The organism is Vagococcus proximus, from assembly GCF_029143285.1.
GTDB classification, from domain to species: Bacteria; Bacillota; Bacilli; order Lactobacillales; family Vagococcaceae; genus Vagococcus_D; species Vagococcus_D proximus.
The window spans coordinates 1-349 of sequence record NZ_JAPDSH010000020.1 but is presented as its reverse complement, the minus strand read 5'-3'; the positions used below and the strand labels follow the sequence as shown (position 1 = coordinate 349).

1 protein-coding gene is annotated in these 349 nt (G+C 34.4%); it reads left to right on the top strand.

Annotated features, from left to right (window positions below; translation table 11 throughout):
- Positions 1–25 precede the first annotated feature (25 nt).
- A partial coding sequence (locus OL233_RS11315) for a GW dipeptide domain-containing protein (protein ID WP_275472403.1) occupies positions 26–349 on the top strand: 324 nt, incomplete at its 3' end.

Genomic DNA, 349 nt, shown 5'->3' with positions numbered 1-349 from the left:
TGCATTGAAAAAATATAATACAATCGTGAATAAAAAAGTAATTGATTTTGGCGGCATAGTTATTACAAAAAATGATGGTCTTAGAACATTGCCATATGGAATGTTCGGATCAGACTATATAGCGATGTCAAGTAAATATTATGGTCAAGACATGTATGCTAAAGAAGAAGTTAAAGTGTCATCAGGGTCAATATGGTATAAAGTAGAACAAAATGGAAAAGTGTTAGGATACTTAGATCGTGATGCTTTAAGGGCCTTTTATACAGTAGTGGCCCGTGAGAAAGTAGACTACAAAGCGGAAGTAGTTAGTAAAAATGACGGTGTTAGAAGTAATCCTTACGGAACAGAG